Raw genomic sequence first — 26,072 nt, 5'->3', positions numbered from 1 at the left:
GAACCCGGTGACTTGGAGTATGTGGATAACTACTTGCCGCAGCGGTCAGTTCCAGGCTGGGTACGACGGCGCGACCTCGGCGTACCGATCGGACCAGTTCGGGAGGTCGGTGCCGGCGAGGTGGGCGTCTAGTCGGTCGAAGAACGCGTGCGTACCGGGGATGAAGCCGCGGGCGTTGGTGACGGACAGGCCGGTGTGGGTGAAGGTGAGCAGCGTGCCGTCGCCCTCGGCGGTCAGTTCGTAGCGAACGACGCTGTCCTCGACGATCCGCTGGCGCCACTCGTGCTCGAGGACGTGCGGCGGGTCCCAGACGAGGATCCGGCCGGTCAGCCGCTTGGCGTCGGGTGCGGCCGGCGGCTCGTCGGGCATCATCTCGATGGTCCCGCCGGTCCGGCCGTCGATGACGGTCTCGCCGAACCAGGCCTTCCGCTCGAGCGGATCGGTCAACGCCGCCCACACCACCTCGATCGGATGGGGGAGGTGGCGCCGGAACGTCATGGTGGCGCGGTCGCCGTCGATGGTCAGCTCGCCGTGGCGGTCGGTCAGGCTCATTCGGTGGACTCCTTCTGGCTGAAGTGGTTCTCGAGGGCGTCGAGGTGCCGCGGCCAGTACTTCCGGTACCGGCTGATCCAGTTCTCGATCTCGATCAGCCGGTCGGCGCGCAGGGCGTAGATCCGCCGCTGACCGTCCGGCCGGACCTCCACCAGCCCGACCTCGCGCAGGATCCGCAGATGCCGCGACACCGCCGGCTGCGTCAGCCGGTCCAGGTGGGCGACCAGCTCACCGGCTGGTCGCTCCCGCTCCGCAAGGAGATCCAGTACTTCGCGCCGGCTCGGCTCGGCGATCGCCTCGAACACATCCATGACCGGAAGTATTACAGAAGGCATATATACACTTCAAGTGATACATCTCAGGCGTACGCGCGCAGCCCACTGAGCAGCCCGTCGTGGAAGGGATTGGCGTCGACCGCGTCGAACCAGCTGTCGCCCGTGGTCAGTGGCTCCAGCGGTGGGACGGTGACCGCGTCCGGGGTGGCGCCGGCCGGGCCGCGGCGGCGGACCTCGACGTCGATCTCGGGTGCGGGCATGTCCGGCAGGAGCACGAAGCCGTCCGTGCCGACGTCGGTGGAGGTGAAGGTGTCGAAGCTGCCACCGGCGGCAAGGCCGTCGAAAGCGCCCTGATCGGCGAGAGCGGCGAACGTCGTGGCGGCACGGTTGGCGGCGCCGGCGGGGTCGGCGCGGACCTGCTCCAGCTCGGCGACCACTGTCTTCCATGTGACGGCCGGGTCGCCGTAGTCGATGCTGCGGGAGAGCTTGCCGACCGTGATCTGGGTGGCCGACGCGGCCAGCGGCTTCATCAACGAGCGCAACCCGTACCGGGCGCGTCCGCCGACGACCACGAGCCGGATGTCCACCTCGGTGGCCTCGATCAGGCTGCGGTGGACGTCCGAGCCGGAACGCCGTACGACGATCAGGTCGGCCAGCGCGCCACGCTCGACCTGCCCGACCGGATGCGGCCAGACGCCCGACAACGCCGCACCCGGGTTGGACGTCGCCATCCGCACCAGTTCCTCATCGGTGAACACCGACTCGGCCTTGTTCCACAGATCGGCGACCTTCAACTCCCACAGCACGTTGCGCGTCCCCGACGGTCCCCAGTCCGACCCGATGCACAGTCGTACGCCGGCAGTGTGAGCGCTGCGCACATCCGCCGTCGCGCCGTACAGCCAGAGATTCGAGAACGGCGACCAGACCAGGCTCGAGTTCCCGGCTTTCATCGCGGCGAAGTCGTCCGCATTCAACGCGCCGCCGTGAATCGCGACCAGTTGTGGTTTCACCACCCCGACCTGTTCGAGCAACTCGAATTCCGAGCGCAGCTTCGGATCCGATCCCTCGGCCGAGTGGGCGATGAATCCACGCCCCTGCTCGACCGCCGCCGCGTACGGCGCCAGCGCTTCCTTGCTGTCGGCAACCAGTGTGCTGACCCGGATGAAGTCGTCGTGGGTGCCGAGTTTCTCGGAGTCGACGTTCCGGATCAGGTCGTTGTCCGGCGGTACGGCGCCCCGCGGGTTGCCCTGGATCGAGGTCGTCCCGCCGACGATCGCCCGCGTCTCGACGTACCGCAGCAGGGCGCGACCCGCGGCCGCGCCGAGCAACCTGGCCGGCTGGCTGATCTGCGCGCTGTATGTCGGCGCCCGCCCCCACTGGTTGTGCGAGGTCCACGGAACCGTGCGCGAAGGCTCGGTCCACAACGGCAGGCTGTTGTACATCAAATGATTGTGTAGATCGATCAGTCCGGGAAAGATCAGTCCGCCCGCGGTGATCTGCTCCGCGTTCTCGAATCCCGGCGGTACGGCGTCGGTCGGGGTGACGGCCGCGATCAGTCCGTCGTCGCCGACGTACACCGCGCCTTTCGGGAGGACCTGCCCGTCCGGTCGCATCGTCACCACGGTTCCACGCAGTACGAACATGGCTTCCCCTCCCGTACAATTTCCGTTGCCGCCCTGTTCACGAGCGTAGGTCAAGCATCGTCGAGGGGGAGGTATTTCGATGGCTGACTTCGACCCGGGCCCGCCCGCCCTGGTGGCGCGACACTTCGCGAAAGTGCCCAGTTATGCGGACTTCCGGGAATTGTTCTGGTACGACTGGGGCCCGGTGTTCTACCGCGGCCGGCTGAATCGCGCCGCGCGGTTGCTGGCGATCGCGTCCGATCCAGGTCCGACCGAACGCGTCGCCGGACGCACGCTGGTCGGCGACGCGGGCCAGCGCGTGCAGGGTTTCCTGACCAAGCTCGGTCTGACCCACAGCTACGCGCTCGTCAACGCCTACGCGTACGCGCTGCGGCCGTCGCGCGCCATGCAGGCCGCGCCGCTGCTGTCCCGGCCGGACCAGCTGGACTGGCGCAACACGCTGCTGCGGATGATCACCGGCCCGGAGTTGCAGGCGATCGTCGCGTTCGGAGCGCAGGCCCGGTCCGCGGTGCGGCTCTGGGACGACAAGCCGAACGTGCCGGTGTTCGAGGTGCCGCATCCGACGAGCCGCGATCCGCAGGCGTTGGTCGACAAGTGGCGGCAGGCCGTGACGGAACTGCGGGCCATCGTCACGCCGGACCCCGACGGCGATGCCACCGGACCGAACTACGGACCGAAGTTCCTCGAGACCGACTACGCGCCGATCCCGCCGAGCGACCTGCCGTTCGGGGTACCGCCGTGGCTCGGCGACGACGCGTGGGGCCGCAAGGACAAACCGCGCCACAACAACAGCGTCGAGCGCCCGGAGGAGGATCTCCTCAACACGTTGGTCTGGCGAGCCCCCAAACTGGGCTGAAATGGTCCGTGGTCGGGTTTACCGTGATCCAGTGCGAGTGGCTACCTGGAATGTGAACTCGGTCAAGCAGCGGTTGCCCCGGTTGCTGGGGTGGCTGGATGAGCGGCAGCCCGATGTGGTGTGCCTGCAGGAGACGAAGCTGGCGGACGACGCGTTCACCGCGTTGCTGGGCGACGAGCTGGCCGGCCGCGGCTACGAGACGGCCCTGTACGGCGAAGTCCAGTGGAACGGTGTCGCCCTGCTGTCCAAGGTCGGCCTGGAGGACGTCGCGACCGGCATCGCCGGAGCGCCCGGCTTCCCGAATCCGGAGGCCCGTGCGGTCGCGGCGACCTGTGGTGGGATCCGGATCCACTCGCTCTACGTCCCGAACGGTCGCGTCCCGGACTCGGATCACTACCACTACAAGCTCGCCTGGCTCGCAGCCCTGAGAGACGTCGTCGCCGCCGGCCCGGCCGACCAGATCGTCTGCGGCGACATGAACATCGCCCCGACCGACGCCGACGTCTTCGACCCAGCGGCGTACGTCGGTCAGACGCATGTGACCCCGCCCGAGCGGAAGGCGCTCGCGGACCTGATGGCCGCCAAGGGTCTGCACGACGTGGTCCGCGATCGCTGGCCGGACCAGCGTGTCTTCAGCTACTGGGACTACCGCGCCGGCATGTTCCACCAGGACCTCGGCATGCGGATCGACCTGATGCTCGCGACCGATCCGGTCGCCGAGCGGGTCAAGGCGGCGTGGATCGATCGCAAGGCCCGCAAGGGGACCGGACCGAGCGACCACGCGCCGGTGATCATCGATCTCGATGTCGCGCCGGACGGTGACATCGGGCCTGTGGTACCACCGCCGTCCGCGCCGCGGACCGGTCGGAAGACCACCACCAAGCTCCCGCAGAACCGCTGATGCGGCGCGCCATCGCAGTCGCGCTGCTACTCGCGACGATCGCAGCCTGCAGTGACGACAAGCCCCCGACGCCGCCGCCGGCGGTCGCGTGGTCCAAGGTCGACGTCGGTACGGCGGAGCCCGTCGTGCTCACGGATCACGGCGACCAACTGCTCGTCGGTCTGCGCCATCGCGGCGCGAAGGTCGTCCCGGAGCTCGTCCTGCTCGACGGGGACCAGCGCACGCCGATCGCGGTCAAACCGAACCCCAAGAGCCCGTACGCCTTCGAAGCGATCTGGTACTCGATCGCGTACGACGGCAAGCAACTGCTCGCCCTCGGGGGAGCGTCGGGTGGCGCGCACTCCAACACGCGCTGGACGGTGTGGACCGGCACGCCGCAGACCGGGCTCGTCGAGCGTCCGCAGGACTTCTTCACGTTCGGCGGCCAAACCGCGGGCGACCTCTACAGCGCGGTCATCACACCGACCGGCCGCGCGCTGCTCGGCTCGTGGGGCGGCGTGGAGACCGGCAACGACGCGATGGTGTGGCTGCCGCAGGGCGACGCCAAATGGACCCGGCAGGACCCGACCAAGACCGTCCTGCAGAGTACGCCGTCGCTCCTGGTCGGCCCCGGCTTCGGGACGACGCTCGGCAACAGCATCGTCCTCGTCGGGTCCCAGGTCCGCCTCGAATCGAACGTGGTCGCCCAGGAGGCAGCCGTCTGGCGGTCCACCAACCTCAACCAGGGCTGGTCCCGGATCGCGCTCCCCGAGCCCGGCAGCCGCAGCCAGGCGAACACCGCGACCTGCGCCACGGACTGCGTGATCTCCGGGTACGTCGACGGCAACCTCGCCATCTGGCAGCTGGACAACAGCGGCCGGGCCACCCGCCTCAAGGGCGTCCCGGCGATCCCGGTCGGCGACAAGGACAAGCTGCCCCCGCCGATCGTCGACGACGGCAAGATCGTCCAGATCGTTGCTCAGGACAACAAAGTAAAGGTGCTCACCGGCGTCGACGGCCACTGGACCACGCAGGAGTCCCAAGGCCCGCAGGGCCCGGTCACCGACGCGGTCCTGCTGCCGAACCACAAGCTCTACCTGATCGCCGGCACCTCGCTCTGGCAGACCACCCTCAGCTGAGCAGACCCCTCACGTACGCCGCCTGGCCGGAATGCTGGGCACAGTCGTCGATCACGCTGACCAGCCGCACGCCCAGGGTGACCGCGGGAGTCCACCGGCGGTCGACGATCCGGTCCAGGCCGTCGTCCGTGACTGTCTTCAGGAACTCGACCGTACGAGCGTGCACGGCGTCGTAGTACCCGAGCAGTTGAACCGCCGAGAGCTGGACCAGCGCGACCTGGTCGGACGAGTGCGCATACCCGGTGTCGGCCGCGTCGAGCGGCAGCCCGAGCCGCTCGTGCCAGCCGTCCGCGGTGTGGACCTGCTCATACCCACCGGCGTCGGCGAGGTGGTCGTCCTGCACGCGCGTCAGGTGCCAGACCAGCCACGCGATCGAGTTGGCCGTGTCGCCGGGCCGGGTCGCGAGCGTCTTGTCGTCGAGACCCTCGACCACCTCGTGCACGACCTCCTGGATCCGGCTGTGGGCGTCGATGAGCAGTTCACTTGTCTTCATAGCGGCCACCGTAGTCTTCACTTCGGACAGTTCCGAGGAAGGGATCAACCGTGGAATACCGCACTCTCGGTCCGAGCGGCGCCGTCGTCTCGACGTACGCGCTCGGCACCATGACGTTCGGCAACGAGACCGACGAGGCCGGCGCGCACGCGCAGCTGGACCGGTACGTCGAGGCCGGCGGCACCTTCATCGACACCGCCGACGTCTACACGGCGGGCGTGTCCGAGGACATCGTCGGCCGCTGGCTGGCCAAGAGTTCGGCGCGCGACAGCGTCGTCCTGGCGACCAAGGGCCGGTTCCCGACCGGCGACGGACCGAACGACGTCGGCACGTCGCGCCGGCACCTCCGCCGCGCGCTGGACGCGTCGCTGAGCCGCCTCGGCGTCGATCACATCGACCTCTACCAGCTGCACGCCTGGGATCCGATCACGCCGCTCGAGGAGACGCTCAGCTTCCTGGAGGACGCCGTCCGCGCCGGCAAGATCTCGTACGGCGGCCTGTCGAACTTCACCGGCTGGCAGCTGCAGAAGGCCTGCGACCTGATCGCCCACCGCGGCTGGTCGCGGCTCGTCACGCTGCAGCCGCAGTACAACCTGCTGGTGCGCGAGATCGAGTGGGAGATCATCCCGGCCGCGCATGAGAACGGGCTGGGCCTGTTGCCGTGGTCGCCGCTCGGCGGTGGCTGGCTGACCGGGAAGTACTCGTTCGACGAGCTGCCGACCGGTGCCACCCGGCTCGGCGAGAACCCGGACCGCGGCGTCGAGTCCTGGCATCGCCGCAGCCGGAACCAGCGAGTGCGCGACGTGGTCGACGCGGTCCGGGAGATCGCGGCAGCGCGCGGCATCTCGATGGCGCAGGTCGCGCTCGCCTGGCTGGTCGACCGCCCGGCGATCACCTCGGTGATCCTCGGCGCCCGCACGCTGGAACAGCTCGACGACAACCTCGCCGCCGCGGACCTGCACCTCACCGCGGAGGAGACCGAGAAGCTCGACCGGGCCAGCGATCCCGGCGCGGCGGACTACCCGTACGGCGGTCCCGGCGTCGCGCAGCGCGATCGCCCGATCATCGGCGGTCGCGGCTGACCTCAGGCTCCACCGCGGCGCGGAGGGCGGCGTACGACGCGACGAGTGCGCGCCGCTCCTCCGCGAGCAGTGGGTCGTCCAGCCGGCGCCCGGCCTGGACCCACCGGTCGGACAGCAACATCGCCTCGACCCGCTTGCGCGCGGCCGAGCGCATCGCCTCACGGTCGCCGCCGTACACGTACGCGTACAGATCGATCAGCGCGTTCTCGAGCTGCTCCTCGGTGACCGACTCGTCGTGCTGGTTGGCTCGATGGACCCGCCACCACTCGACCTCCAGCCAGGCGGCCCGCGCCGGGTCGAACAGGAGTCCGTCCGACTCTCGGACGAGCTCGTAGAAGCGGCGCATGTACGCGCGGGCCGCATCCGGCTGGTTGTCCGGGAACGGCGACCACATCTGATTGGCCCGCAGCACGTACCAGGCTCCGGCCAGGGTCCGGCGCGGGGACATCCCGAATCCGGCCGCGACCATTCCGACGGACGCGACCATGAACCGCCGCCAGTCGTGCCGGTAGTAGGACGCCCAGGCGTCGGTTTCACGGTTGCCGACGACCACTGGGTCGAAGGACAGTGGACTTGTTCTGGTGCCCCGCATGATCCCTCCCCCTGAGGAGATCCGATGAACGATGGTAGTCCGGTGGCCGGTGTGGTCGCGCGGATGCGGCAGCGAATGGACGATCTGCCGGACGGGCTCGCACACCGCAAGGTCTTCCTCGGGACCTACCTGCGGACGACGCAGGCGGTCGGGACAGCGATCGACCAGGCCCGCTTCGAGGACCCGGACTGGGTCGAGGACTGGGACGTGAAGTTCGCCGAACTGTACCTGCACGCCCACGATGCGGACCTCAACGGGGGCGGTGTGCCCAGGCCGTGGCGGTTGGCGTTCGATGCGTCGGCCGACCTGCCCGGCCTGGCGCATGTGCTGCTCGGCATCAATGCGCACGTCAACTACGACCTGCCGCAGGCACTGCTGGCCGTGATCAGCGACGACGACTTCCTGGATCCGTTCCTGATGGATCGGCGGCGCAGGGACCATGAGCGGATCGACGGTGTCCTCGCCGAGCGGGTGGGTGCGGAGGACGGCGAGCTTGCGGCCACCGGGCCGAAGAGTCTGCTCGATCAGGTGCTGACGCCGCTCAACCGCTTGTCCTCACGACGGTTCTTGCGCGAGTCCCGCCAGAAGGTCTGGCACAACACTATCGAGCTGCAGAAGGCACGTGTGCAAGGCAACTACGCACAACGTCTGGCGGAGCTGGAGTTGTTGAGCGCCGCGAAGGTCGCCGACCTGCTCAGGCCAGGACAAGTCCTGCTCCGCCTGGCACTCACCGGCTTCGGTGTGACGCTGCCGCCACCGGTCTAGCCCGGCAGCACTCCGGACCACAGCACGCCGAGCGCCAAACACGCGAGCGTCACGAGCCCGAACACGCCGACCCACATCAACGCAGGTACGCCGGTCAGCCGTCGAAGCTGATCCGCGTCCGAACTCCGTCCCTGCCCACCACGTCGTGAGTGCTGCAACTCCAGTACGGCGCGCGGCGCGGCCAGGAGCAGGAACCACGTGAGCAGATGAGCGAAGGCGGACTGGACCGACGGCGAGCCCCACCACGTCACCCCGAAGACCAGCGCACCGAAGACCACGACCGACCAGAGCCCGTAGAGATTGCGGATCTGGAGCAGCAGGACCACCAGCGCCACCAACAGTCCCCACAGCAGCGCAACGGCGTACCCGCGACTCAGTACGAACGCGGCGGCGAGGCCGAAGAGTGCGGGACCGGGATAGCCGGCCAGCAGGACGGCGATCATCCCCGGGCCGGTCGGGCGGCCGCGCGACACGGTGACGCCGGAGGTATCCGAATGCAGGCGAATCCCCGCCAGTTTGCGTCCGACGAGTGCGGCGATCAGGCCGTGCGCACCTTCGTGGGCGATCGTCACGACCTGCCGGGTCAACCGCCAGAACGGTCGCCACGCGATCAGCAGCAGCGCGACGACGCCCGTACCGATCACGACGCGCAGCGACGGCTCGGCCTGTGCCGACGTGATGCTGTCCCAGAACTCACTCACCCGCACATCCTTGCAGCCCGGTGGTCAACCACTGACCGTTGACATCACCGGGTGCGCGGACGACGGTTGAAGAATCGCGGCCCGGGGAGGGGCGCTGTATTTGGGGGAGCCATGTCTCAGCCACGCAGTATGAAAGGCACGGGGAAGAAGACCGCCGCCGCCGGCAAGACCGCGGCAGCGAAGAGGACGACCACCGCGAAGAAGACGACCGCCGCGAAGAAGACAGCGGCCCGGCGCGAGCCGGCGAAGACGGCGACGGCGACGAAGCGCGCCGCCCGTGCGTCCGTCGCGAGTACGAACAGAGCCCGGACAGCCAGTGCTGCGACGGAACAGGCCGCGGCCCTCGTGCCGCTGCCTGACTTCCTGGCATCGGCGGGCACCCTGACACTCGATCAGCGCAAGCTCCTGGTCGACCAGGCACTCCTGCTGCTCAGCGAGAACTACGTGCACCTGCCGCTGAAGGTCGCGATGCACGCCGTCAACCCGCTGCAGCGCCTGCGGGTGATGCGGGCTCGGATGGAGCGCCAGACCGCCGCCACGATGGAAGCCGAGTGGATCTTCCACCGCGCGATGTCGAGCATCTTCCACTCGGTCCGCGATCTGCACACCAACTACCTGCTGCCGGTGCCGTTCGCCGGCAAGATCGCGTTCCTGCCGTTCATGATCGAGAAGTGCACCGACGAGGCCGGCGCCGACCACTACCTGATCACGCGGACCATCACCGGCTACTCGGCGCCGCAGTTCGGCCCGGGCGCCGAGGTGACGCACTGGAACGGTACGCCGATCGCCCGCGCGGTCGCGCTGAACGGCGCAGTGTTCGCCGGCAGCAACGACGCGGCCAACCTCGCCCGTGGCCTGGAGTCGCTCACGCTGCGCCCGCTGGTGATCCAGGCACCGCCGGACGAGGACTGGGTCACGCTGACCTACCTCGGCCTCGACGGCTCCGAGCAGGAACTGCGCGAGCAGTGGAAGGTCACTACCAACCTCCCGCCGATGACGGACCTGGATGCGATCAGCGCTGCGTCCGCCTTGATGGGTCTGGACCTGGACTCCGACGAGAAGGCCCGCGCGAAGAAGGCGCTCTACGTCCGCGATGTCGTCGACCTCGAACAGGGCCAGAGCTCCGCCGAGCTGAGCACCCCGGCCGCCGTCAGCGGGGCCGACATCCCGACCACGATGCCCGGCGTCTTCCGGGCCCGCCAGGTCAGTACGCCGTCCGGGACCTTCGGGCACCTGCGCATCTTCACGTTCAGCGTGCAGGACCCGGTCGCGTTCCGGGACGAGTTCGTCCGGCTGGCCGGCCTGTTGCCGCAGATCGGTCTGATCGTGGACGTCCGCGACAACGGCGGCGGCCACATCTACGCCAGCGAGTTCACCCTGCAGACGATGACGCCGCGGCACATCTCACCGGAGCCGGTGCAGTTCATCAGTACGCCGGTCAACCTGGCGATCTGCCGCCGGCACAAGGAGAACCCGGCCGGCATCGACCTCGGTCCGTGGTTCGACTCGCTCGACCTGGCGACCGAGACCGGATCGACCTACTCGGCCGCGAAGCCGATCACGCCGGAGGACGGCGCGAACGACATCGGCCAGACGTACCTCGGCCCGGTGGTGCTGATCACCGACGCCCGGGTGTACTCGGCGACCGACATCTTCGCCGCCGGCTTCGCCGACCACGGGATCGGCACGATCCTCGGCGTCGACGACAACACCGGCGCGGGCGGCGCGAACGTGTGGACCCACGGCTTGCTCGCCGCGTTGCTGAACGAGCCGCCACCACCGGACGAGACCTCGCCGTACGTCGCCCTGCCGAACGGGGCGAACATGCGCGTGGCGATCCGCCGTACGTTGCGCGTCGGCGATCTGTCCGGCACGCCCGTCGAGGACCTCGGGGTCAAGCCGACGGAGACCCACCGGATCACCCGCGACGACCTGCTCGCAGGCAACGTCGACCTGCTGAACCGGGCCGGTGCGCTGCTCGCGGCGATGCCGGTCCGCCGGCTCGACCTGACGACGTCCTTCAGTGGTACGACGCTCACCGTCGCGATCGATGTCCAAGGCATCGATCGGGTGGACATCTACCTGGACGACCGGCCGATCAGCTCCGAGGACCTGACTCCGGCGCCGCTCAGCATCGACATCCTCGAGGTCACCCCCGGCCAGCTCCTGCGCGCCGACGGCTTCGAGTCCGGGGCCCTCGTCGCCTCCCGGCGGACGAAGGTCTAGTTTCGGGGCATGCAGAGTCTCCACCTGACCGCCGAGGAACAAGCAATGCTCGGCGGTCAGGAGGGCGACGGCGTCGCGCTCGCGATGCGGGTGATCGTCAGCTCGGCGGGGATCTCCGAGGCGCCACGGCTGGTCGAGATCACGTCGGCGCACGTTGACTCCTGCCTGTACCACGGCCAGGTCAGCCTCGACTTCGCGCATCGGCTGGTCGACCTCGGTGCGAAGGTCCGCGTGCCGACCACGCTGAACGTCGGTTCGCTGGATCTGCTACATCCCGAGCTCGTCCGGGACCGGGAGCTCGCGGCCGCGGGTCGTGAGCTGATGTCGGCGTACGTCGCGCTCGGATGTACGCCGAGCTTCACGTGTGCGCCGTACCAGCTGCCGGACCGGCCCGGGCTCGGTGAGCATGTCGCGTGGGCGGAGTCGAACGCGATCGTGTTCGCGAACTCCGTGCTCGGCGCGCGGACCGACCGGTACGGCGACTTCCTCGACATCTGCGCCGCCATCACCGGGCGAGCGCCGTACGCCGGACTTCAGACGACCGAGGCGCGGCGGGGGACCGTGGTGTTCGACTGCCGTCCGCTGGGCGGGTTCCTGGAATCGGAGCTGGCGTACCCGCTACTCGGGCATCATGTCGGATCGGTGGTCGGCGCCGGAATCCCTGTGCTGCTGGGGATTCCGGCGGACGTGAGTGAGGACAGGCTGAAGGCTCTCGGGGCGGCGGCCGCTTCGGCCGGGGGAGTCGCGTTGTTCCACGCGGTCGGGGTGACGCCGGAGGCTCCGACCGACGTGTCCGGTCTGCCGGTCCGTGAGGTCGACGTTGCCACACTGCGCGAGGTGCGACGGTCGTTGTCGACGTTCTCCTCGGGTGAGCTCGACGCGGTCAGCGTCGGTACGCCGCATGCGTCGTACGCCGAATGCGCGCGACTGGCCGCGCTCGTCAGAGATGGGCCCAGGCTGAGGGTGCCGTTCTACTTGTCGACTGGCCGGGTGACGCGGGCGCGGGCGGAGGAGACCGGCGTACTGCAGGTTCTCGAGGCCGCGGGGGTGACGGTGGTGGTCGACACCTGCACCTATGTGACGTCGATCCTTTCGCCTGGTTGGAAGAACGTGATGACGAACTCGGGCAAGTGGGCGCACTACGCTCCCGGCAATATCAACGTGTCGGCCGTTCTCGGATCGCTCGAGGAATGCGTGGCCTCCGCCCGCGCCGGCCGCGTGGTGCTCGACGCATGATCGTTCCGGCCCGCACTCTCCATCCCGGCACGGCCTCCGGCGATCCCATCCGGCTCACCGCGCCGCTGTCGTTCTGGGGCGGCACCGACGAGAACGGTCGCATCGTCGACGCGCATCACCCGCAATGCGGCGCCGTTCTGGCCGGCCGGATCCTGCTGATGGAATCCGGCCGCGGCTCCAGCTCGTCCTCGAGCGTGCTCGCCGAACAGATCCGCGCCCGCACAGCCCCGGCCGCTGTCATCTTGGCGCGCCCCGACTCGATCATCCCGCTCGGGGCCCTGATCGCCCGCGAGCTCTACGACCTGGCGACTCCCGTGATCGTCGTCGACCAACCGGCGTACGACGCGCTGCCGACCGACATACCCCTGCGGGTCGTGGCCGGAGCTGCGCACGCCACCGTCAGCTGGTCTACAGTCTCCCGGTGAACACACGGGGTGTGCTCGCGCTCTGCGCGGCCGCTGTCTTCCTCCTCTCCGCTTGCTCCAAGACCGACGCGTCGGAAGGTGCCGCGAAGGCAGCCGCATCCGAGGCGGCCAAGCTGCGATCGGAGGTGCCGACGACGGTCCCGACCACGGAGTCGACCGGACCGGTCAACGCCCCGGCCGAGCCGGCGGCGCTCGCGCGGAACCCGATCTACCGCGCCGGCAAACTCCCGTCGCCGAACTGTGCGGAGCCGGCCATGGAGCCGACCTCGCTGCGGAACGTCCGGGCCTACTACACCGACTTCGTCGCCTGCCTGAACAAGGCATGGGCGCCGGTGATCCGGAAGGCCGGGTTCACCTTCACACCACCGAAGCTGGATGTCGTGCTGGGCAAGTCGCCGTCGTCGCCGTGTCACTTCTACGACGGGCCGGCGTACTACTGCGGCGACACCATCTACCTCGATGCCCAGGCCGATCTGGACAGCTATGAGGAGGATCCCGAGCGGGCGCTCGGCTGGATGGCGGTGATCATCGGGCACGAGTACGGGCACCACGTGCAGTTGCTGACCGGGATCCTCGCGGCGAAGTACAAGCGCGGCATCACGCTCAACGGGATCGACCTGCAGCGGGAGGAGAGTCGCCGGCTCGAGTTGCAGGCGTCCTGCTTCGGCGCCGCCTACCTCGGCGCCGACCGCGCGACGTTCCCGGTCGACGGCGACTGGCTCGAGGTGTGGGACGAACTCGTCGCGAACACGACCGACCCGAAGCACGATCACGGTGGTGCCGGGAACCACGCGTACTGGAGCAATCTCGGCCTCGCTGCGGGCGGGCCCGGCGCATGCAACACCTATACGGCGGACTCGGCCTTGGTCGGCTGACGCATCAGCACGGCCGTTGCCGCGAAGAGGATCGCGCACGCGGTGAGTGCCAGGGGAAGCGTGGTCAGTCGGGCGATGCCGGCGATGGTGAGGCGCAGACGATCTCGCCCAGGTACTCGAGTTGGGCGAGGAACGAGTGGGTGGTGGCGCGGACGTCCGCGGTGGTCCGCGCGTTGACCCAGATCGTGCTGATCACCCGCGTGAGTGGAGTGACGAGGCCGGCGAGGAGTACGACGGCGATCGCGCCGACGACCGGGTCGCGGGCGAACGCGAGCATGAGCGTGCTGAGTACACCGGCCACGGCCGCCAGGGCGTAGTCGGTACGCGCGTGGGCGCCGTCGATCCGGTGGGTCACCAGGCGGAGTGCGATCGCGCCGACGATCAGGCCGATCACGCTGAGGGCGGTGAACCAGACGATCGGGTCGGGATCGGTGGGCAGGCCGAGGTCGAGGAGCTGCTTCTGGGTGAGCCGGCCGGCGGCGTCCGAGGCGCCGTTGACCAGGAACGTGGCCGCGAAGATCAGCAGGATCGCGCGACTGCGGCGTACCAGGGTGAGACCGCGGCGGAACGTGGTCCAGGACGCAGACCATCGGGCGGTCCGGGTCGCGACGAAGTTGTGCTCGGTGAAGCGGAGCGCGACGTACAGCGCGAGTGAGGTCATCGCGGCGCCGGCGATGACGATGGTGAGGTCGCGGCGGGTCGCCCACGCGAGCAGGCCGAGAGCGATCAGGCCGGCCGCCGCGCCGGTCAGCTGCGCGCGGGCGGCGCGGGCGAGGACGCCGCTGATCCGGTCCGGCTGGTCGAGCTCGTCGGTGATCCAGGCGACGTCGGAGCCACTCGCGAAGGTCCACGAGATCCCCCACAACACCTGGGTCGCCACGAGGGCCGGGAACGACTCGAACAGTCCGGTGCTGATCATCGCGGTACCCATCAGCACCTGCGAGATCACCAGCGACCACTTGCGGCTGACGGTGTCCGCGAAGACCCCCGCCGGAATCTCACAGACCAGCGCAAACATCCCCTGCACGGATCCGATCAGCACCAGCTCAGCCGGTGACAACGCCGCATCCACCACCAGATAAACGCTCGCAACCACCCACCACCCGCGATGCAGCACCGCCCGCAACCACACCCACCGAACGAAGACCACCTCCAACCCAGCACCCTCCCGACCCCACCCCACCACCGTCCACCGATTAACCCCCACCCCCGCGAAGCGCGAGGCCACCCCACCCCGAGCGGAGCAACGGGTTCTTTCCGCTGGGTGTGAGTTGGTTCATATTGTTCGTAAGTATCAGCAGATTGCGATAGTTTGAAAGGGTGCCAGGGATCACATCTGAAAACGAATAACCGTTCTTGATTTTGGGATGGGACTCGGCGCAGGGTGGAAGTTCAGAGAACGGGCGTTCGGTTTGAGCTGGGGGTCGGCGTGGCGCAGATGACTCTGGAGCGGGTGGGACAGCCGGTACCAAAGGCCACCACGCACAGCGGGATCTGGCGGATCGTGCGGGAGATCGCACTGCTGGCGGTGCTGTTCGGGGCGTACAACCTCGGCCGGTTCCTGTCCGCGGAGCACACGGGCTCGGCGTACAGACACGCCGACGAGCTCATCCGCTGGGAGAACTGGCTCGGCCTGCCGAGCGAGGCGACGGTGCAGCAGCAGGCGTTGCGGGTGCACGGCCTGGCCGACCTCGCGAACGTGTTCTACGCGAGCGTGCACTTCCCGCTGACCGCGGCAGTGCTGCTCTGGTTGATGATCCGGCGCCCGGCCGAGTACGGGAAGGCCCGCTGGGCGCTGGCCTCGCTGACCGGGCTGGCGTTGCTCGGGCACATGTTCTTCCCGCTGGCACCGCCACGGATGATGCCGGGCTGGGTGGACACCGGCGTACTGCTCGGGCAGTCCGTCTACGGACCGAGCACCGACTCCGGGGTGGCGAACCAGTTCGCGGCGATGCCGAGCCTGCACGTCGGCTGGGCGTTCATGGTCGCGGTGTTCCTGATCCGCGCCACCCGTTCACGCTGGCGCTGGCTGTGGGTCGTCCATCCGCTGCTGACCTTCACGGTCGTCGTCGTGACCGCCAACCACTACTGGCTCGACGGCCTGGTCGCGATCAGCCTCGCGCTCCCGCTCCTGCTGATCTTCGACGTACGGCGGGTGCGCATCCCCGCCGACGCCCGTGAGTTGGATCAGCGTTTGCCCGAGGCGGCGAGCTCCTCGTCGGCGCGGACCAGGTAGGGCTCACGGTCGAGCACCAGCCGGGCCGCGGCCGCGCCGATGTCGAACCAGAGCCCGATCAGCTCGAGCCGGCCTTCCGCCTCGGCCCGCCGGACGCAGGCGAAACTGCGCAGGTTCGCCAGCTGTACGCCGACATTCGCGACGGACAGCTTGTCCGCCGGGGACAGCTTCACCCCGGTCGCCGGGTCGACGATGTCCGGCAGCCCGACCGCTCGCCGGACCGACGGTTCCAGGTGCCGCAGCCAGTTCTGCAGGCCTGACCCCGCGGGGACGTTGGCCTCCAGCGCGGCCGCGGCGGCGCCGCAGTGCGAGTGACCGCAGACCACGATCGACTGCACGCCGAGCACCTCGACGGCGTACTCGATCGCGGCGTCGACGGAGTTGCTGTTGGAGCCCTTCGGCGGCACGAGGTTGCCGATGTTCCGCACGCAGAACTGCTCGCCGGGACCGCTGGTGGTGATCATCGTCGGCACGATCCGCGAGTCCGCGCAGGTGATGAACAGGTGGGCCGGCCGCTGCCCGTCCGCCGCGAGCTTGGCCAGCATCGGCCGGATCTCGTCGGCGGCCGCCTCGAACGCGCGGATCCCGTCGAGCATCGAGACCCGCTGGTCGGGCGCCGGGATGACCTGGGGTTGCCAGGGCAGCAGCCGTCGCGCCGGGTCGGAGTGCATCGCGGCCCGGAACGCCGCCCGGTTGAGCTCGACCGAGCCGCCGCGCGCGATGTGCCCGCGCCGCCAGTCCTCGATCGCCTCGTACGCCGCATGGTCGAGATGGTCCACGTCCAGGTCGACCCGGACCCGGGCACCGGTCGGGATCGACCGCAAGGTCCGGACCAGTGAAGCGACGCCGAGGAACACGAGCGTGCCGCGGATCCGCACGGTCCACAGCCCGTCGTGTTCGGTCGCGGTGACCGTGGCCCGCGCCAATCGGTAGAGCACCCGCGCGATCGCGAGCACCAGACCGATCAGGACGCCTTCGGCGAGTCCCAGTACGGCGACGCCCGCGGCGGTCACGACGTACACGAGCAGCTCGTCGTGCCGGCGGAGCGTGCGGATGTGAGCGAGCTGGACCAGGCGCAGCCCGGTGACGAGCAGGACGCCGGCCAGCGCGGCCATCGGGATCAGCTCGAGCATCGAGCCGGCCGCGAGCACGAACGCGGCGATCCAGAGGCCGTGCAGGATCGCGGAGGCGCGGGTCCGCGCGCCGGCCGCGACGTTGGTGGAGCTGCGCACGATCACGCCCGTCACCGGCATGCCACCGAGCGCGCCGGACACTGCGTTCGCGGCACCTTGGCCGATCAGTTCACGATCCAGGTTGCTGCGTTTGCCGCGATGAAGCTTGTCCACGGCAACGGCCGACAGCAGCGACTCGACGCTGGCGACGAGGGCGACGGTCAGCACCGCGGTCAGGATCTCCACCGGTGTGCCGTCGGGAATCGCCGGCAGGATCAGCTCCTTCAACGGCTGATCCGGCAGGTCGACCCGGGTGACGTCGACCATGAACACCGCGGCCAGTGCGGTCACCGCGACCACGGCGACGAGTGGCGCCGGAATCACCTTGACCTTGGGGAGTCTGGGCCACACCAGCACGATGGCCACGGTCAGTACGCCGACCAGGACCGAGTGACCGTGGTGGGCGACGAGTTGCGCGGGGAGCGCGGCGACGTTCTCGATCAAGGAGCTCTGCGCCTTGCCGCCGAGCACCACATGCAACTGCTGGACGGCGATCGTGACGCCGATGCCCGCGAGCATGCCGTGCACGACGGCGGGAGACAGGGAGAGGGCGAGCCGCCCGATCCGGGTGACGCCCAGCAGGATCTGGACCAGGCCGGCGGCGCAGGTGATGCCGGCGGTCGCGGCCCAGCCGAACTGACCGACGAGGCCGGCGACGACGACGGTCAGGCCGGCGGCCGGACCGCTGACCTGCAACGGGGAACCGCCGAGCGCTCCGGCGACGACACCGCCGACCACCGCGGCCACCAGGCCGGCGATCAGCGGAGCGCCGGAGGCCGCGGCGATTCCGAGGGAGAGCGGTACTGCGATCAGGAAGACCACCAGGGAGGCCGGGAGGTCGTGGTGGAGAACGGACCTCCAGGCGCGCGCGGGCGCGGGGCTGGAGGTGGGTGGGGAATGGGAGGTTGACATGGTCGGCACGGGTCCTCCGGCGTCGGTGCTCTGGGCAACTTGCTCGAACATCAGGCGTCGAAACAAAGAGTGTCGATCTGGTCACCCATCGTACTGATCCGTTCAAGGCCCGAACAGCGGCAATTCCAATTCGTTGCCGACGGCCCAGAAAGCGCGGGGGAACTGACGATTGCTCAGGGCATCGAGTGGCCCGGGAACAGCACCCGGCGGGCGTGATCGGTGTCGGTGTACTCCCGGACCGCGACGATCAGACCGTCCCGGACAGTGAAGACCGCTCCACATTTGTTGTCGTAGGCACCACCGCCCACCGCGGTCGCCCGTGCGGTCCACTCGGCGAACACCTGCTCGCCGTCGGCGATGACGTTGGTCGGCGTGATGGTGATCGTTCCCGGCGCGAAGAGGTCACCGGCCGCGGCACCGAGGAACTCGTCGACGACCGCGTCCCGGCCCTTCCAGTCACCCGACAGTGGGAGGTCGCCCGGGTACGTCCACACGACATCCGGCGCGAAGCTGGCGCGAATGGCCGACCGGTCGCCCGCCGCCACGGCCTCGACGTACCGGGTCACAACTGTCCTGGGGTCCATCTGTGGTGTCTCCTCCTGAAGAGTCAGTACGGCGTTGCCGCGGATCCGGCGGTTGCGGAGGGCATCGAGTACGGCGTTCGTCTGCGACCAGTCCTCGATCCGGCCGAGCTCCGGGTGCAGCCGGCCGGTGGCGACCAGCCGGACCAGGGTCGCCAGGTCCTCGTCGTCGCGGCCGTCGGTGTAGTGGAAGTGCCGGATGGTCGCGTTCTCCGGCCCGTCGAACATGCTGAAGAAGTCCAGCTCGATCGGTTGCCGGCTCGCCTGTCCGAACCAGATCAGCTGCCCGCCGTACGCGAGCTTGGACAGGGCGACCGGCAGGCTAGTGCCGCCGACGGATTCGAGCACCAGGTCGAAGGGTCCGGTCGCGTCGGCGACGTCGTACACGAGCCTGTCGGCGCCGAGTTCGAGCAGGCGCTCGCCGCGGGCGGGGGACGAGACCACCGCGGTGACGGATGCGCCGGCCGCGGCGGCGAGCTCGGTGACGTAGTGGCCGACCCCGCCGGACGCGCCGGTGAGCAGGATCCGTCGCCCGATCACGCTGCCCGCCGCGCGCAACAACCGCAACGCGGTCAGCCCGGCGAGTGGGAGAGCGGCGGCCTGCTGGAACGAGACGTCGTCCGGCAGTACGGCGAGCTGCGTGGCCGGTGCGGTCACGCGCTCGGCCCAGCCCGAATGCGGGAGATGTGCGACCACCCTGGACCCGCTCGGCGGCCCATCGCCGGCGGATCCGCCGACGACGACGCCGGCGATGTCCTTGCCCGGCCGCCAGCCGTCCCGCGGCCGCTCCAGCTGGAAGGTCTCACCGCGGTTGACCGAGAACGCGGCCACCTCGATCACCACCTCGCCCGCGGCCGGCTCGACCTCGTCCACCTCGGCTACCGCAACCTCACCCGGTCCGACGGGTACCACTGCTCTCATCAACTTTGCCTCTCGTGCTTAGACTCGCCACTGACGCTACGAATCCCTCGGAGCGGGCGGAAGACGGCACTAATTACTGCGGTAGGCACCAAATGGATACCGACCAGGTCAGAGGTAAGTGGGACGCCACCAAGGGCGCCTGCCCGACACGTCAGGTGCTGGGCCGGATCGGCGACACCTGGACGATGCTGGTGATCAGCACCCTGGAGAAGCACGGCACACTGCGGTCCGGCCAGCTCAAGTCGGCGATCGAGGGCATCACCCAGAAGATGCTCACCCAGACCCTGCGCCACCTCGAGCGCGATGGCGTGGTCCGGCGTACGGTCGTCGCCACGGTGCCGGTGACCGTGAGCTATACGCTGACACCGCTCGGCCTGAGCCTGGCCGCGGCCGTCGCCACGATGCGGACCTGGGCCTACGACCACATGGACGAGATCGCCGCCGCCCGCGACGAGTACGACGCGAACAGCTGAGACGCCAAACCCTGAGGAGTCACGTGGATCTGCAACTGTCCGGCAAGACCGCGGTCGTCACCGGAGCCAGCAAGGGAATCGGACTCGCGTGTGCCGAGGCACTGGCCCGGGAGGGTGTGAAGGTGACCGGGATCTCCCGTGATCCCGGCAACCTGGCGAAGGCGCAGGAGGCGCTGGCGGCGAAGGGGCTGAGCTACGACGTCGAGGCGGTCGACCTGACCGATCCCGACGCGACCAAGGCGGCGTTCGAGCGGATCGGCGTACCGGACATCCTGATCAACTGCGCGGGCGCGGCCCGGCGGACTCCGGTCGACGAGCTGGACAGCAAGGCGCTGCACGCCGCGATGGAGGCGAAGTACTTCACCTACATGCACGCGACCGAGGCGGTCATCCGCGGCATGGCGGCGCGGGGCAGCGGCGTGGTCGTGAACGTGGTCGGCCAGGGCGGCCGTGCGGCGAACCCGCTGCACATCGGCGGCGGCGCGGCCAACGCGGCGCTGATGCTGGCGTCGGTCGGCTACGCCAAGGCGTACGCCGGGCAGGGCGTCCGGGTCAACGTGATCAACCCGGGCACGACCCGCACGGGGCGCGTCGACGAAGGCCTCGAGGCCGCGGTTCGCGCGACCGGACGCCCGAAGGAGGAACTCCTCCACGAGCTGGTCGCCGAGATCCCGATGGGCCGCGCCGGCGAACCGGAAGAGGTCGCCGACGTCGCCGTCTTCCTGGCCTCCCCAAGGGCCAGCTACGTCACTGCCTCGATCATCACCATGGACGGCGGCACCACCGCCGGCATCTGAGCTCAGTTCGGCGGACCGGACCTGATGTCGCGGTCGGAGAACGGCGTGATGGGACGGGCCATCGGCTCGCCGTCGATGGTCAGGTCGACCTTCTCGTTGAAGAAGGAGACGAGGCCGGCGATCGGCAGCAACGTCGCGGTCGGGAAGTCGTACGACCAGGCGAGATCGAGGCGATCGCCGACGGACCAGTAGTCGGACGTCCGGCCCTTGTACGGGCACGCGCTCCGGGTGTCGCTCGGGGTCAGGTGCTCGAAGTTCACCTCGGTCCGCGGGAAGTAGTACCGCGGCGGCAGCCCGGTCTCGAACACGATCACCGTCGAGCGGGACTCGGCCAGCAGTTTCCCGTCGAGCTCGACCTTGACGTGCCGGCCGGACCGGATCGCGTCACAGCGGGAGAACGGGTTCCGCGGATGGACGAAGACTTCCTCGTCCTCCTCGAACCAGCTGTCGAGAGCGTCCCATTGGAACCGCACCCGGTCCTTTGCGACACCCTCGTCGTACACCCAGGCGTGGCCGGATCCGGCGGTGTGCACCCGCGCGACACCGTGCCCGAACTCCTTCGTCTCGCCGGTGTCGGTCAGCACACCGTCGGCCACGTCCGCGAGCGGGATGTAGTACTGCGGGTACGGCGGGAACTCCCACAGGTAGATCGCGTCCAACGTGTCGAGGACGACGCGGTCGTCAAGGGTCGCGCGCACCCGGCGGGGGACCGGAGCGGTTCCGCCGGGTGGCACGAGTGCTTCTGGATAGGCGCTCATGAATCCATCGTCCGTCATACCTCGTCACTACGGCAGACGTCGGACGAACGGTTCCTGAACACCTCAGACGGTGATCCAGTCGATGTCGGCGATGTAGCCGGACGGGTTGCTGACCTTGATCGAGTTGGCTCCGGCGGTCAGCTTCATCGGGAGGTAGGTCACCTGCGGCGTACCCCAGTCGTTGTCGCCGAGGCCGTGGTAGTTGACCCAGTAGCTGTCGGCGTCGTTGACCGTGAGCATGCTCTGCCGGCTGGTGTCGCCGTCGGTGTAGGCGATCTTGACCAGGTAGGTGCCGGTGGCCGGGACGGTGATGTCGTGCAGTGTCACCGAGGCGTCGTACCCGATGTTGCCGATCTTCTGGCCGCCCGAGCACAGGCTGCAGCCGGAGATGCCGGCGTTCCCGGTCAGCGTGCTGGTCGACGCCTCGGCCTCGTAGCGGACCGGACCGCCCGACTTCGAGGTGAACATCGTGACCGGTGCGCTCGCGTCCGACGTACTGCCGCCCTTCACGCCCTTCACCGTGAAGGTGTACTGCGTCTGCGGCAGCAGCCCGGTCACGACAGTGCTCGGGGTCGTGCTCGTCGCCACCTGCTTGCCATCGGCAAACACCTTGTACGACGTGGCGCCGGTGCTCGGCCGCCAGTTCAGCGACACCGTCGTGCGGCTGACGTCCGTCGCGGTCACGTCGGCCGGGATACCGACAGACGGCCGGCTGTTCGGGGTGATCTTGTACAGCTTCGACCCGTGGGCGGGAAGCGCCGCGCTGACCGCGCCGGAGACGTCGCGCGTGTTCTGGTTCGCCCAGATGTCGCGGACGGTGGCCTTGCCGTTGAGACCGAGCTGGGCGAAGTCGCCGGTCACCGTGGCCGGGGTCTCGGCCAGGTTGAACAGCGCGACCGTGACACTGCCGTCGGCGTTCTTGGCGTACCAGGTCTGCTGTAACTGGTCCTGGTTCAGCGGGCGGGCCGGGTTGCCGGACTGGTTGATCGCGATGACCTCGCGGTTGGTCAGCAGCTTGAGACCGTACGCGTCCAGCTTGGTCAGGTCGTCACCGGCGAACAGCGGCGCTGCGTTGATCGCCCAGAACGTCATGTAGCTCTGCCGCTCGGCCTCGTTGAGCCCGTCCATCGCGCCGACGCCGACGTTGAGCGCGTCCAGGTTGTTCCAGTGCCCCGGCCCGGCGTCGTCGATCCACTGCGGGAGGTCCCACCAGCGCGCCTTCACCGAGCTGTCCCAGCGGACGATCGTGTCGCAGTAGCACTCCACGTCGGTGTCGATCCGCCAGCCGTTGGAGTTCTGCTTCCAGACGTCGGCGTACCGGTGGCTGAGCGACCAGGACAGCGTGTACAGCATCGGGCGGCCGGTGTTCTGCACCGCGCGCCACCAGGCCTCGATGTCCTCGGTGTTGTTGTGGTTCGGGTCGTCCGGAGCGCCCTTCCAGGAGCCCGGGCCGACGCCGTCCATCTTGATGAAGTCGACACCCCAGGACGCGAACAGGTTCGCGATCGAGTCGGCGTACTTCTGCGCGCAGGGGCTCGCATAGTTGATCTTGTACGCCGCGTCCCAGCCGTTCGTCGTGCGCAGGTCGGGGTAGACGATGTCGCGGGTGAAGCAGCCGGGCGCGTCGTAGATCGGCGTGTTGCCGTCGCGGTAGACGTCCTTGCCGAGGCCGACGGTGGTGTAGATGCCGAACTTCAGGCCGAGCTTGTGGATGTCGTCGCCGACCGCCTTCATCCCGCGCGGGAACCGCGTCGCCATCGCGACCGGGCGGCCGTACTCGTCACCGCCGTCCTGCCAGCCGGCGTCGACGTTGACGTACTCGTAGCCGTACGGCTTGAGCTTGGTCGCCAGGGCCTGCGCCTGGGTGAGGATGTTCTTCTCGCTGATGAAGCTGCCGGGACCGTCGGGGTTCACGCCCGGGTAGTTGGTCGACTGCAGGCTCCAGCTGCTCCAGCCCATGTAGGGCTTGGCGGCGACCTGCGGGTACTTGGCTGGTACCGGCTTCTCGGCCTGGACGGCTACGGGCTGGACGGCTACGGGCTGGACGGCAGGAGGCTGGGCGACAAGGGGCTGGGCGGCAGCGGGCTGGGCCGCGTCGGCGGGGGCGATGGCGGCGGCCGTCGACACCAGGGCGACGGCGGCGAGCGCTGCCGCGGCGGAGCGGCGTCTCATGTTCAACACGGTGTGTTCCTCCGGATGACCGGGGAGTGAGCGGACGCGGCCGAGCCTAGGAGGGTTAATTTACCTGGTCAAGTATTCGGCACCCATGACTTCCTGTGACGAGACCCGCCATCGAATCTTCATCAACTTCGGTCCGCGGCGGGGGGCTACGGCGCACCGGTGAAGCTTGCCGTCGGCAAATACAAGGCCACGGTCACGGTGAACAAGTCCTACCGGGACTTCTTCAGCATCGGCGCGTACGACGCTGCCGTGAAGCTGAACGTGACCGTGCGGCAGAGCGACGGGTGCGGCGACGGGCACGGCGTTCGTGGCTGCTTCGCTGGGGCCGGTGCCAGCGTGGGGATCGAGGTCACACCGGGCGAGGAGGGGACGCCCGATGCGACAAAGGACTTCCTGCAGTTCTCGGCGACCGTGTGGAACGCGGGTCCGTCTGGTGGTCGCCAACCCGGAGAACCGCTGTTCGAGTCCAGCACCAAGAACAACGTCGCGCTGCGCCAGGTCGTCCTGGGCGGCACCAAGCACCATCGCAAGGTCAAGGTCCCGCCGGTCGGCATGATCAACGTGCCGTGATGATCCGGGGCAGAGCCGGGGGCAGCTTCCCGGCCCTACCCCGGAGACTAGTGGTGCTGGGGCCGGCGTCGCGCGCGCACGGGCCGGGCGTGGGAATCGGTACGGGCGTGCTGCCGGCGACCGAGGACGAACGGGCGGGACGTCCGCGGGGCCGGGATGCTCGTCGGGGCCGAGAGCTGGATCGTGGTCTGCTCGAGGCGGAGCGGCGCCTGGTGCCACGGTGAGCGACTGCGCACCAGCACCACCCGGAACCGGCCGTCCCGCCGCAGGCGGAGGGCGATCGCCACGGTGGCCACGGCCGGGATCAGGCCGGCGAGCATCAGTGCGGTGCGAGCGCCGAAATGCTGGGCGAGGAAGCCGACCGTCGGCCCACCGATCGCACCGCCGCCGATGAACACCAGGTTGTAGATCCCCGACACCCGGCCGCGGAGCCCGTCCGGCGTGGTCAGCTGGACCATCGACTGGGCGGCGGTGAGGAACATCAGCGTCGCCATCCCCATCGAGGCCAGCACCGGGATGAAGGTCCACAGCGACGGCTGGATCGCGGCCAGGACCTGGGTCAGCGTGAGCAGCGTCGCGATCCCGACCAGGTTCCGCAGCCGGGTCGGGCGCACCCGCCGTGCGGACAGCAGTGCGCCGGTCAGTGCCCCGACGGCGACCACCGAGTTGAGGACGCCGTACCCCGACGCGCCGGTGTGGAAGACCCGGTCGGCGAACGCGGTCAGCGTCACCGGCAGGCTGATGCAGAACATCCCGTAGATGCCGACCAGCGCGATCGCCCAGCGCACCGCCGGCTCGTGGAACGCGTACCGAACGCCGTCGCGCAGCCCGTCCCGGATCCGCAGTCCGGCACTGGCCTTGCGGGCCGCGTGCAGCCCGGGCATCTCGGACTCGCGCATCCGCAGCAGCGCGGTGATCGAGGCGAAGAAGGTGCACGAGTTCAGTGCGAACGCCCAGCCGGTGCCGATCGAGCCCAGCAGTACGCCGCCCAGCGCCGGGCCGATCAGGCTGCCGAGCTGGAACGTCGACGACACCATGCTGATCGCGTTCCGGACCCGGTCCTTGCCGACCAGCTCGGTGACGAAGGACTGCCGGGTCGGGTTGTCGACCGCGGTGGCGAGACCCAGGAACAGAGCCATCGTGTAGACCTGCCAGACCTGCACCTGACCGGTGAAGGCGAGCACGGCCAGGGTCCCGGCCGCCGCGCCCATCATCGACTGGGTGACGAGCAGGACCTTCCGCTTCGGGAAGCGGTCGGCGATCACGCCGCCGTACAGACCGAGCAGGAGGGTGGGCAGGAACTGCAGTGCGGTGGTGATGCCGACCGCGGTGGCGCTGCCGGTGATCGTGAGCACCAGCCAGTCCTGGGCGATGCGCTGGATCCAGCCGCCGGTCGAACTGACCAGCAACCCGCTGACCAGGAGGCGGAAGTTACGGACCTGCAGTGCGCTGAAGGTGTCCTTGAAGCCGGGGCGCCGCTGGGTCTCGCGGAGCTCGGCCGGGGTGGTGGTGCGGTGGGTGTGGAAGTCGGAGACGGACGGAACAGAACCGGTGGCCCGGGTGGTCAAGAGTGTTCCCTACGAGTGGACTGGTCAGGGGAGGACACGTCCATCCTCAGGGTTGGGTCCTGAATTCCGACAGCGAATTACTCCTATTACTCTTATTGCGTCA

The 26,072-nt window shown here is 69.1% G+C and carries 25 protein-coding genes; 13 read left to right on the top strand and 12 right to left on the bottom strand.

The features are described from left to right. Positions 1-45: 45 nt before the first annotated feature. From ACZ6O0_RS34085 to ACZ6O0_RS34075, 3 genes are read right to left on the bottom strand one after another with little or no spacing between them, the layout of a single operon-like run. Complete coding sequence (locus ACZ6O0_RS34085; protein WP_465769144.1) at positions 46-552, bottom strand: SRPBCC family protein; 507 nt, start codon at positions 550-552, stop codon at positions 46-48. After that, entirely contained in the window at positions 549-863 is a 315-nt protein-coding gene (locus ACZ6O0_RS34080) for an ArsR/SmtB family transcription factor (protein ID WP_465769143.1), read from the bottom strand. The genes ACZ6O0_RS34085 and ACZ6O0_RS34080 overlap by 4 nt, the downstream gene beginning before the upstream one ends. A gap of 47 nt (positions 864-910) precedes the next feature. Further along, positions 911-2,470, bottom strand: coding sequence for an amidohydrolase family protein (locus tag ACZ6O0_RS34075; protein WP_465769142.1), 1,560 nt, complete (start codon positions 2,468-2,470; stop codon positions 911-913). A gap of 79 nt (positions 2,471-2,549) precedes the next feature. Here ACZ6O0_RS34075 and ACZ6O0_RS34070 point away from each other — a divergent pair, with 79 nt between their 5' ends. Genes ACZ6O0_RS34070 through ACZ6O0_RS34060 form a run of 3 tightly spaced genes read left to right on the top strand, consistent with a single transcriptional unit; the run spans position 2,550 to position 5,345 of the window. After that, positions 2,550-3,326: a uracil-DNA glycosylase family protein gene (locus ACZ6O0_RS34070; protein WP_465769141.1), complete on the top strand. Its 777-nt coding sequence runs from the start codon at positions 2,550-2,552 to the stop codon at positions 3,324-3,326. Positions 3,327-3,357: 31 nt separating this feature from the next. Continuing rightward, entirely contained in the window at positions 3,358-4,227 is an 870-nt protein-coding gene (locus ACZ6O0_RS34065) for an exodeoxyribonuclease III (protein ID WP_465769140.1), read from the top strand. Next, positions 4,227-5,345, top strand: coding sequence for a hypothetical protein (locus ACZ6O0_RS34060; protein ID WP_465769139.1), 1,119 nt, complete (start codon positions 4,227-4,229; stop codon positions 5,343-5,345). The genes ACZ6O0_RS34065 and ACZ6O0_RS34060 overlap by 1 nt, the downstream gene beginning before the upstream one ends. On the opposite strand, the gene ACZ6O0_RS34055 is transcribed toward ACZ6O0_RS34060, so the two are convergent. Then, positions 5,338-5,838 carry a mycothiol transferase gene (locus ACZ6O0_RS34055; RefSeq protein WP_465769138.1) on the bottom strand — a complete coding sequence of 167 codons (501 nt, stop codon included), beginning with the start codon at positions 5,836-5,838 and terminating at the stop codon, positions 5,338-5,340. The two genes, ACZ6O0_RS34060 and ACZ6O0_RS34055, sit on opposite strands and share 8 nt — an antisense overlap. 50 nt (positions 5,839-5,888) lie before the next feature. Between ACZ6O0_RS34055 and ACZ6O0_RS34050 the strand changes: the two genes are divergently transcribed. After that, positions 5,889-6,920 carry an aldo/keto reductase gene (locus tag ACZ6O0_RS34050; RefSeq protein ID WP_465769137.1) on the top strand — a complete coding sequence of 344 codons (1,032 nt, stop codon included), beginning with the start codon at positions 5,889-5,891 and terminating at the stop codon, positions 6,918-6,920. On the opposite strand, the gene ACZ6O0_RS34045 is transcribed toward ACZ6O0_RS34050, so the two are convergent. Beyond that, positions 6,901-7,512, bottom strand: a complete 612-nt coding sequence (locus ACZ6O0_RS34045; RefSeq protein WP_465769136.1) for a hypothetical protein — start codon at positions 7,510-7,512, stop codon at positions 6,901-6,903. The two genes, ACZ6O0_RS34050 and ACZ6O0_RS34045, sit on opposite strands and share 20 nt — an antisense overlap. A gap of 24 nt (positions 7,513-7,536) precedes the next feature. On the opposite strand from ACZ6O0_RS34045, the gene ACZ6O0_RS34040 reads away from it, so the two are divergent. Further along, a complete protein-coding gene (locus tag ACZ6O0_RS34040; protein WP_465769135.1) occupies positions 7,537-8,277 on the top strand; it encodes a DUF5995 family protein in 741 nt (246 codons plus the stop codon). Here ACZ6O0_RS34040 and ACZ6O0_RS34035 read toward each other — a convergent pair. Continuing rightward, a complete protein-coding gene (locus ACZ6O0_RS34035; RefSeq protein WP_465769134.1) occupies positions 8,274-8,978 on the bottom strand; it encodes a M50 family metallopeptidase in 705 nt (234 codons plus the stop codon). The two genes, ACZ6O0_RS34040 and ACZ6O0_RS34035, sit on opposite strands and share 4 nt — an antisense overlap. Before the next feature lie 129 nt (positions 8,979-9,107). On the opposite strand from ACZ6O0_RS34035, the gene ACZ6O0_RS34030 reads away from it, so the two are divergent. The 4 genes from ACZ6O0_RS34030 to ACZ6O0_RS34015 are packed head-to-tail and all read left to right on the top strand — an operon-like array spanning position 9,108 to position 13,740. After that, the gene (locus tag ACZ6O0_RS34030; protein WP_465769133.1) at positions 9,108-11,204 is read left to right on the top strand and encodes a S41 family peptidase; all 2,097 of its coding nucleotides are present in this window, start codon (positions 9,108-9,110) and stop codon (positions 11,202-11,204) included. Positions 11,205-11,213: 9 nt separating this feature from the next. Then, positions 11,214-12,440: an aconitase X gene (locus ACZ6O0_RS34025; RefSeq protein ID WP_465769132.1), complete on the top strand. Its 1,227-nt coding sequence runs from the start codon at positions 11,214-11,216 to the stop codon at positions 12,438-12,440. Continuing rightward, the gene (locus ACZ6O0_RS34020) at positions 12,437-12,865 is read left to right on the top strand and encodes an aconitase X swivel domain-containing protein (protein ID WP_465769131.1); all 429 of its coding nucleotides are present in this window, start codon (positions 12,437-12,439) and stop codon (positions 12,863-12,865) included. Before ACZ6O0_RS34025 ends, ACZ6O0_RS34020 begins: the two co-directional genes overlap by 4 nt. Next, positions 12,862-13,740 carry a neutral zinc metallopeptidase gene (locus tag ACZ6O0_RS34015; RefSeq protein ID WP_465769130.1) on the top strand — a complete coding sequence of 293 codons (879 nt, stop codon included), beginning with the start codon at positions 12,862-12,864 and terminating at the stop codon, positions 13,738-13,740. The genes ACZ6O0_RS34020 and ACZ6O0_RS34015 overlap by 4 nt, the downstream gene beginning before the upstream one ends. Before the next feature lie 64 nt (positions 13,741-13,804). Here the strand turns inward: ACZ6O0_RS34015 and ACZ6O0_RS34010 are convergent, their stop codons facing one another. After that, complete coding sequence (locus tag ACZ6O0_RS34010) at positions 13,805-14,890, bottom strand: MFS transporter (RefSeq protein WP_465769129.1); 1,086 nt, start codon at positions 14,888-14,890, stop codon at positions 13,805-13,807. A gap of 288 nt (positions 14,891-15,178) precedes the next feature. Between ACZ6O0_RS34010 and ACZ6O0_RS34005 the strand changes: the two genes are divergently transcribed. Next, positions 15,179-15,976 (top strand): phosphatase PAP2 family protein, encoded by a 798-nt coding sequence (locus ACZ6O0_RS34005; protein ID WP_465769128.1) that lies wholly within the window; start codon positions 15,179-15,181, stop codon positions 15,974-15,976. On the opposite strand, the gene ACZ6O0_RS34000 is transcribed toward ACZ6O0_RS34005, so the two are convergent. Beyond that, the gene (locus ACZ6O0_RS34000) at positions 15,928-18,120 is read right to left on the bottom strand and encodes a bifunctional SulP family inorganic anion transporter/carbonic anhydrase (protein ID WP_465769127.1); all 2,193 of its coding nucleotides are present in this window, start codon (positions 18,118-18,120) and stop codon (positions 15,928-15,930) included. The genes ACZ6O0_RS34005 and ACZ6O0_RS34000 overlap by 49 nt on opposite strands. A gap of 173 nt (positions 18,121-18,293) precedes the next feature. After that, positions 18,294-19,622: a nuclear transport factor 2 family protein gene (locus ACZ6O0_RS33995; RefSeq protein WP_465769126.1), complete on the bottom strand. Its 1,329-nt coding sequence runs from the start codon at positions 19,620-19,622 to the stop codon at positions 18,294-18,296. Between the two features lie 92 nt (positions 19,623-19,714). On the opposite strand from ACZ6O0_RS33995, the gene ACZ6O0_RS33990 reads away from it, so the two are divergent. After that, a complete protein-coding gene (locus ACZ6O0_RS33990; RefSeq protein ID WP_465769125.1) occupies positions 19,715-20,095 on the top strand; it encodes a winged helix-turn-helix transcriptional regulator in 381 nt (126 codons plus the stop codon). Between the two features lie 23 nt (positions 20,096-20,118). Beyond that, the gene (locus tag ACZ6O0_RS33985; RefSeq protein ID WP_465769124.1) at positions 20,119-20,892 is read left to right on the top strand and encodes an SDR family NAD(P)-dependent oxidoreductase; all 774 of its coding nucleotides are present in this window, start codon (positions 20,119-20,121) and stop codon (positions 20,890-20,892) included. Between the two features lie 2 nt (positions 20,893-20,894). On the opposite strand, the gene ACZ6O0_RS33980 is transcribed toward ACZ6O0_RS33985, so the two are convergent. Together ACZ6O0_RS33980 and ACZ6O0_RS33975 are read right to left on the bottom strand one after the other, a co-directional pair. Next, positions 20,895-21,650: a DUF427 domain-containing protein gene (locus ACZ6O0_RS33980; protein ID WP_465769123.1), complete on the bottom strand. Its 756-nt coding sequence runs from the start codon at positions 21,648-21,650 to the stop codon at positions 20,895-20,897. A gap of 63 nt (positions 21,651-21,713) precedes the next feature. Beyond that, on the bottom strand, positions 21,714-23,822 hold the full coding sequence (locus tag ACZ6O0_RS33975) for a fibronectin type III domain-containing protein (protein ID WP_465769122.1): 2,109 nt from the start codon (positions 23,820-23,822) through the stop codon (positions 21,714-21,716). 168 nt (positions 23,823-23,990) lie between these two features. Between ACZ6O0_RS33975 and ACZ6O0_RS33970 the strand changes: the two genes are divergently transcribed. Beyond that, positions 23,991-24,401 (top strand): hypothetical protein, encoded by a 411-nt coding sequence (locus ACZ6O0_RS33970; RefSeq protein WP_465769121.1) that lies wholly within the window; start codon positions 23,991-23,993, stop codon positions 24,399-24,401. 47 nt (positions 24,402-24,448) lie between these two features. On the opposite strand, the gene ACZ6O0_RS33965 is transcribed toward ACZ6O0_RS33970, so the two are convergent. Beyond that, positions 24,449-25,969: an MFS transporter gene (locus ACZ6O0_RS33965; protein WP_465769120.1), complete on the bottom strand. Its 1,521-nt coding sequence runs from the start codon at positions 25,967-25,969 to the stop codon at positions 24,449-24,451. Positions 25,970-26,072: the final 103 nt, after the last annotated feature.

This window comes from Kribbella sp. NPDC048837 (assembly GCF_055586945.1).
This window is presented reverse-complemented; position numbering and strand designations above follow the sequence as displayed.